Here is a 6,698-nt window from a genome sequence, read left to right as displayed (position 1 = left end):
GAGTGGGAGCGGTGGAGGTGTCGATCGCCATGGCAAGAGCTTCCGGCGCGGGGAACAGAGGTGGGGAGCGGGAACTTATGCTGGTGGTCGGAACACCAGTCAGTGCTTGGGGGAGCGCCACATGGCAGCAGCGGCAGCGGTATCAGCGGCGGCATCGGGATCAGCCGCGGACCCGGCCAAGGCCCGTCGGCTCGGTGAGCTGCGGGAGTTCCTGATGAGCCGCCGGGCGCGGGTCACTCCGGCCGAGGCCGGGCTCCCCGACGGCGGTGGCCGCAGGCGCACGCCGGGGCCTGCGGCGCGAGGAGGTCGCCGTGCTCGCCGGGGTCGGGGCGTCCTGGTACCAGTGGCTGGAGCAGGGCCGCGACATCTCGGTGTCGCCGCAGGTCCTGGATTCCGTGGCGCGCGTTCTGAAGCTGAGCGGCGCCGAGCGACGGCATCTGTACGTGCTCGCCGGGCTCAATCCGCCGCCGCCCGAGGTCGCGGGGGAGGACCGGGACATGTGCGAGGGCCTGCACCGGCTCATCGACGCCTGGCTGCCCTACCCGGCGCACATCATGGACGCCTACTGGAACTGCGTCATGTACAACGACGCGGCGGCGGTCGTGCTCGGCATGCGCGCGGAGACCTCGGAGAACTGCCTGTTCAACTTCTTCGCCGACCCCCTCTACCGGTCCCGCGCCAAGAGCTGGGAGCGGAACGCGCCGCACCTGGTGGCGATGTACCGGGCGGCGTGCTCCGAGCTCCCCGACGACGACGGCTTCGCCGAGGTGATCGCCGCGACCAGGGCCGCGAGCCCCGAGTTCGCCGAGCTGTGGGAGCGGCATGACATCACGCCGGGCGGACAGGTCTCCAAGGAGCTGGAGCATCCGGTGGCCGGACCGCTGTTCCTGGAGTCGACGCAGCTCAGGGTGCCCGCCAGGCCGGACCTCGTGATCGTGCTGCATACGCCGGTGCCGCACCCGGAGGCGGACACGGCGGCGAAGCTGGCGTGGCTGGCCTCGCCGGAGGGCCGCAGGGGCACGATGCACCCCGTCGTGGGCTGAGCCGCCCCGCTCCTTATGCTCGTGCCATGACGCAGAGCACCGACCTCGGTCCCGAGGACCGCAAGATCGTCACCCTCGCCCGCTCGGCCAGGGCCCGCAACGCGGTCCCCGAGGGCGCGGCCGTACGGGACGAGACCGGCCGCACGTACGTGGCGGGCACCGTCGCCCTCACCTCCCTGGGCCTCTCCGCCCTGCGCACGGCCGTCGCGATGGCGGTGGCCTCGGGCGCCGAGTCCCTGGAGGCCGCGGCGGTCGTCTCGGCCTCGGCGGACCTCCCCCCGGAGGACCTGGCCGCGGTAAGGGACCTGGGCGGCGAGAACACCCCGGTCTACCTGGCGGCCCCCGACGGCGAACTCCGCCGGACACTGACGGCACACTAGCCCGTCCGGCGTTTGAGGACGAGCTCGGCGCAGCCGGCGATGTGGTGAGGAGACGGAGGGACAGCCCGTCCGGCGTTTGAGGACGAGCTCGGCGCAGCCGGCGATTTCGGGCCGCCACAAGGCCTACGGCCAGCACTGTGCGGCGAGGCTCCCGCGATCAGGGACAATGGGCGCCATGAGCGTTCGTACCCCGTCTTCAGCCGAGCCGTCCGAGGCCGTCCACCGCGCCGGTTTCGCCTGCTTCGTCGGCCGCCCCAACGCGGGCAAGTCCACCCTCACGAACGCTCTGGTCGGCAAGAAGGTGGCGATCACCGCCAACCAGCCGCAGACCACGCGGCACACGGTGCGCGGCATCGTGCACCGCCCCGACGCGCAGATGATCCTGGTGGACACCCCGGGCCTGCACAAGCCGCGCACGCTCCTCGGCGAGCGGCTCAACGACGTCGTGCGCACGACGTGGGCCGAGGTCGACGTGATCGGCTTCTGTCTGCCCGCGAACGAGAAGCTCGGCCCCGGCGACCGGTTCATCGCCAAGGAGCTCGCCTCCATCAAGAAGACGCCGAAGATCGCGATCGTCACCAAGACGGACCTGGTCGACAGCAAGACGCTCGCCGAGCAGCTCATCGCCATCGACCAGCTCGGCGCGGAGCTCGGCTTCCAGTGGGCCGAGATCGTCCCGGTGTCGGCCGTCGGCGACCAGCAGGTCGGGCTCCTCGCCGATCTCATCGTGCCGCTGCTGCCCGAGGGCCCCGCGCTCTACCCCGAGGGCGACCTCACCGACGAGCCCGAGCAGGTCATGGTCGCGGAGCTGATCCGCGAGGCGGCGCTGGAAGGCGTACGGGACGAACTGCCGCACTCCATCGCGGTCGTGGTGGAGGAGATGCTGCCGCGCGAGGACCGGCCCGCGGACAAGCCGCTGCTCGACATCCACGCGTTCGTCTACATCGAGCGGCCCAGCCAGAAGGGCATCATCATCGGCCCCAAGGGCAAGCGGCTCAAGGACGTCGGCATCAAGTCGCGCAAGCAGATCGAGGCGCTGCTCGGTACGCCCGTCTTCCTCGACCTGCACGTCAAGGTGGCCAAGGACTGGCAGCGGGACCCGCGTCAGCTGCGCAAGCTGGGCTTCTGAGACGAACGGGCGGCGCAGCGGTGGACCCCCGTCCCGCCGCTGCGCCGCCGTCGTTCCGGCTCGGGCCGGATGTCTTCGGCAACCGAATCGGGCGTCCCCGCATTCCCGTTCGGGCACTGAAAGTTCTCTTTCGGGCACCGAAAGTTCCCGTTCGGGCACCGCGAGTCCCGGGAACGGCAGCATAACGCTGTTATTTTCATAACGAAGTTATGCTTGACGGCTCACTCCACGCCCCTGATCCGCGTCACGAGCGCCGCGCCCGCAAGTCCGGTCACCGCCGCCGTCAGATAGAGCACGCGGTAGCCGCCGAGGTACGTCACGATCGGCGCGGCGATGGCCGGGGCCGCCACCTGGGGGAGCGAGTTGGCGATGTTGATGACGCCGAGATCCTTGCCCCGGTCCTTGGCCTTCGGCAGCACGTCCGTCATCAGGGCGAAGTCCACCGAGGTGAAGACGCCGAAGCCGATCCCGAGCAGCGCCGCCGCCACGACGGCCCCCGGCCAGGTCTGCCAGAGGGCGAGCAGCCCCGTGGCCACCGCCATCAGCGCCCCGGACCAGATCACGAAGGGCTTGCGCCGCCCCGCCCGGTCCGACCAGGCGCCGCCCACCACGACGGTGGCGAGCATCGTCACGCCGTTCACGGCCGTCAGGATCAGTACCCCGCCCTCCGGGTCCGGGCGGTGCAGCCGGTCGCGCAGGAAGTACAGGAGGTAGAGCAGCACCACGGAGTTGCTGACGTTGATCAGGAAGCGCGTCAGCCAGGCCCAGGCCAGGTCGGGGTGGCGGCGCGGGCTCAGCCAGAAGCCCGCGAGAAAGGCCCGCATCTCCCACGGCGGCCGTTCCCCGGCGGGCAGCCGCAGGTCACGGTGGAGCAGGACGTACGGGAGCACCCCCGCGACGGTGCACACCGCGCACGCCGCGTACCCCGTGACCGTCCCGCCCGCGACCGTCGCGAGCCCCGTCCCGACGACCACGCCGAGGAGCTGCGCCGCCCCGAGCCGGCCGCCGACCGAGCCGCGCTGGAGGCGTGGCACCCGGTCGGGCACGGCGGCGGTGACCGCGGCGAAGGCGGCGTTCAGGGTGAGCTGGACCAGGCACCAGCCCGCCGCCAGCCACCGGACCGAGCCCGCCGCGGAGAGCAGCAGCAGCGCGGCGGCGCCGCCCGCCGTGCCCGCCACGATCCACGGGGTGCGCCGCCCGAGGCGGGAGGTGGTGCGGTCGGAGAGCGCGCCGAAGAGCGGGTTGGCGGCGAGCGAGACGACGGCTCCCGCGCCCGTCACCCAGGCGAGCACCGTCTCCTTGGAGGTGCCCGCCGGGGCGAGCTCCTCCGCCTGCACCGCGAGCAGGATCTGGAGCGGCCCGTACCAGCCCACCCAGATCGCCCCGTTGGCCAGGGCCAGGGCGCTCGTCCAGCTCCGGCCGACCGGCTCGACCGGCTCCCGCAGCGCGCCGGCGGTCATGCCCGCTGCGCCCGCAGCGCCTCGCGAAGCCAGTGGTAGGACGCCTTCGGGGTGCGCCGCTGCGTGGCGTGATCGACGTGGACGAGGCCGAAGCGCCGCGCGAAGCCCTCCGCCCACTCGAAGTTGTCGAGCAGCGACCAGACGAAGTAGCCGCGCACGTCGACGCCCGCTTCGAGCGCCCGGTGCAGGGCCCGCAGATGGCCGTCGAGGTAGGCGATCCGCTCCTGGTCGTCGATGCCCTCGTACGAGCAGCCGTTCTCGGTGACGACCAGGGGCGGGAGCCGGTCGCCGTAGCGGTCGCGGAAGGCGGTGAGCAGTTCGGTGAGGGCCTCGGGGACGACGGGCCAGCCGAAGTCCGTGAGCGGATAGCCCTCGATCGGCCGGGGTGAGAAGGGGAGTCCGGGCGGGAGCGCGACGCCCGCGAACTCGGCGGCCGTGCCCTCGGGGAGCGGGGCGCCGACCTTCGTCGGCTGGTAGAAGTTGATCCCGTAGAAGTCGAGCGGTTCGGCGATGGTCTCCAGGTCGGCGCCGAGGTCGTCCGTCGGCATCAGCTCGCCGAGGCCCTCGGGGTAGCGGCCGAGGAGCAGCGGGTCGGCGAAGAGGCGGTTGAGGAGTACGTCGTAGAAGTCGGCGGCGGCCGTGTCCGGGCCGTCGGCCGACGCGGGCCAGGTCGGGCCGTGCGAGTTGGCGATGCCGATGTCCTGGGCGCCCGCCGCGCGCAGCGCCCGGACGGCGAGGCCGTGGGCGAGGAGCTGGTGGTGGGCGACGGGCAGCGCGTCGAAGAGCAGGGCCTCGCCGGGGGCGTGCCGGCCGAGCGCGTGGCCGAGCAGGGTGTGTTCCGCCGGTTCGTTGAGGGTGATCCACTTCGGGACGCGGTCGCCGATGCGGGCGGCGACCACCGCCGCGTACTCGGCGAAGCGTTCGGCGGTCGCGCGCCGCAGCCAGCCGCCCGCCTCCTGGAGGGCCAGCGGGGTGTCCCAGTGGAAGAGCGTGGGGACGGGGCGCACGCCCTTCGCGCACAGCTCGTCGACGAGCCGGTCGTAGAAGTCGAGGCCCGCCGCGCTGACCGCGCCCGCGCCCTCGGGCAGCACGCGCGGCCAGGAGACGGAGAACCGGTAGGCGTCCACGCCGAGGCCGCCGACGAGCGCCACGTCCTCGCGGTAGCGGTGGCAGTGGTCGCAGGCGACGGCGGCCGTCGTGCCGTCCTTCACGTTGCCCGGCACGGCCGTGAAGGCGTCCCACACCGAGGCGCCGCGCTCGTCGACGGCCCCCTCGATCTGATGGGCCGACGTGGACACGCCCCACAGGAAGTCGCGGGGGAACGCGGGTATCGCCGCAGTCGCTGCCATGGGCGGGATCTTCCGCACCCACGCGTGCGGGCGTCAATGGCCGTGCGCGAAAAAGATGAACATCCCTCAGCTTCTGTGACCCCGGCCCGGTGCCCTCGCTACGCCCCTTCCTTCAGCACCCGCGAGATCAGCTTGCGCTGCGGCTCCGTGAGCCGGGGATCCGAGCAGTACACGGTCCGCCCGTCCACCGTCAGGGTGTAGCTGAAGCCGTCCGGCACCCCTATCGGCGGCGTGCTCCTGCCCTCGGCCACGGCCTGCTCGGCCAGGGCGTGCCACTGCGGGGCATCGGCCAGCTCCGAGGTGTCCACCTCGGCGTGCCGGTCGATGCCCGCGAATCCTCCGGTCCGCTTCACCTGGATACGCATGGGTCCTGTCTACTCCTCCGGGCGGGCGGCCGAACAGCGCGCCGTCAGCCGTTGGTCGGCACCTTCACGGTGGACCACGCGTCGATGACGGCCTTGTGCTCGTCGCCGTCGCCGTACTTCTGGCGCGCGGCGGCCACCGTCAGCTTCGCGAAGTCCGCGAAGGAGGCGTCCTGGGCCAGCTCGCCGCCGGTCAGGACCGCGTACCAGATCTGGCCCGCCCGCTCCCAGGAGTGACCGCCGAGCGCCTCGGCGACCAGGTAGAAGGCGCGGTTGGGGATGCCGGAGTTGATGTGGACGCCGCCGTTGTCGCGGCCCGTGCGCACGAAGTGGTCCATGTCGGCGGGCTGCGGGTCCTTGCCGAGCACGTCGTCGTCGTACGCCGTGCCGGGCTCCTTCATCGAGCGCAGCGCCTTGCCGGTGACGCGCGGGGCGAGCAGGCCCGCGCCGATCAGCCAGTCGGCCTCCGCGGAGGTCTGGCCGAGGGTGTACTGCTTGATCATCGAGCCGAACACGTCCGACATCGATTCGTTCAGGGCGCCCGGCTGGCCGAAGTAGGTGAGGTTCGCCGTGTACTGCGTGACGCCGTGGGTGAGCTCGTGGCCGATGACGTCCACGGGGATGGTGAAGTCGAGGAAGATCTCGCCGTCACCGTCGCCGAACACCATCTGCTCGCCGTTCCAGAAGGCGTTGTTGTAGTCCTCGGAGTAGTGCACCGTCGCGTTGAGCGGCAGTCCGCTCCCGTCGATGGAGTTGCGTTCGTAGGACTTCATGTACAGCTCGAAGGTGGCCCCGAGCCCCGCGTAGGCGCGGTTGACCGTGGCGTCCTTGCCGGGCTTCTCGCCCTCGGCGCGGACCTTGCGGCCGGGCAGCTCGGTGCGGTGCCTGGCGTCGTAGAGCGTGCGGTGGGGCTTGCCCTCGGCGGCTTCCTTGGGCGGGGCGACGGAGGGGGCGCCGATGACGGTCGTCAGGCGG

The 6,698-nt window shown here is 72.1% G+C and carries 6 protein-coding genes and 1 pseudogene; 3 read left to right on the top strand and 4 right to left on the bottom strand.

Annotation, left to right across the window (positions count from 1 at the left end; all coding sequences use genetic code 11):
* Positions 1–121: 121 nt before the first annotated feature.
* The 3 genes and pseudogenes from AB8Z36_RS26560 (at position 122) to era (ending at position 2,552) form a co-directional block, all read left to right on the top strand.
* Positions 122–1,043 (top strand): annotated as a pseudogene (locus tag AB8Z36_RS26560) (helix-turn-helix transcriptional regulator).
* Positions 1,044–1,069: 26 nt separating this feature from the next.
* Positions 1,070–1,423 carry a cytidine deaminase gene (locus tag AB8Z36_RS26555; protein WP_369215903.1) on the top strand — a complete coding sequence of 118 codons (354 nt, stop codon included), beginning with the start codon at positions 1,070–1,072 and terminating at the stop codon, positions 1,421–1,423.
* Between the two features lie 166 nt (positions 1,424–1,589).
* The gene (era, locus tag AB8Z36_RS26550; protein ID WP_440581997.1) at positions 1,590–2,552 is read left to right on the top strand and encodes a GTPase Era; all 963 of its coding nucleotides are present in this window, start codon (positions 1,590–1,592) and stop codon (positions 2,550–2,552) included.
* 221 nt (positions 2,553–2,773) lie between these two features.
* Here the strand turns inward: era and AB8Z36_RS26545 are convergent, their stop codons facing one another.
* The 4 genes from AB8Z36_RS26545 to AB8Z36_RS26530 form a co-directional block, all read right to left on the bottom strand.
* Entirely contained in the window at positions 2,774–4,012 is a 1,239-nt protein-coding gene (locus AB8Z36_RS26545; RefSeq protein ID WP_369215901.1) for an MFS transporter, read from the bottom strand.
* Positions 4,009–5,361: a GH1 family beta-glucosidase gene (locus AB8Z36_RS26540; protein WP_369215900.1), complete on the bottom strand. Its 1,353-nt coding sequence runs from the start codon at positions 5,359–5,361 to the stop codon at positions 4,009–4,011. Before AB8Z36_RS26540 ends, AB8Z36_RS26545 begins: the two co-directional genes overlap by 4 nt.
* 98 nt (positions 5,362–5,459) lie before the next feature.
* Positions 5,460–5,726, bottom strand: a complete 267-nt coding sequence (locus AB8Z36_RS26535) for a protealysin inhibitor emfourin (RefSeq protein WP_369215899.1) — start codon at positions 5,724–5,726, stop codon at positions 5,460–5,462.
* A gap of 44 nt (positions 5,727–5,770) precedes the next feature.
* A partial coding sequence (locus tag AB8Z36_RS26530; RefSeq protein WP_369215898.1) for a M4 family metallopeptidase occupies positions 5,771–6,698 on the bottom strand: 928 nt, incomplete at its 5' end.

It is taken from the genome of Streptomyces flavofungini (assembly GCF_041028215.1).
Lineage (GTDB): Bacteria > Actinomycetota > Actinomycetes > Streptomycetales > Streptomycetaceae > Streptomyces > Streptomyces flavofungini_B.
Note: the sequence above shows the minus strand (reverse complement) of the source record. Positions and strands in the feature narration are given on the sequence as shown.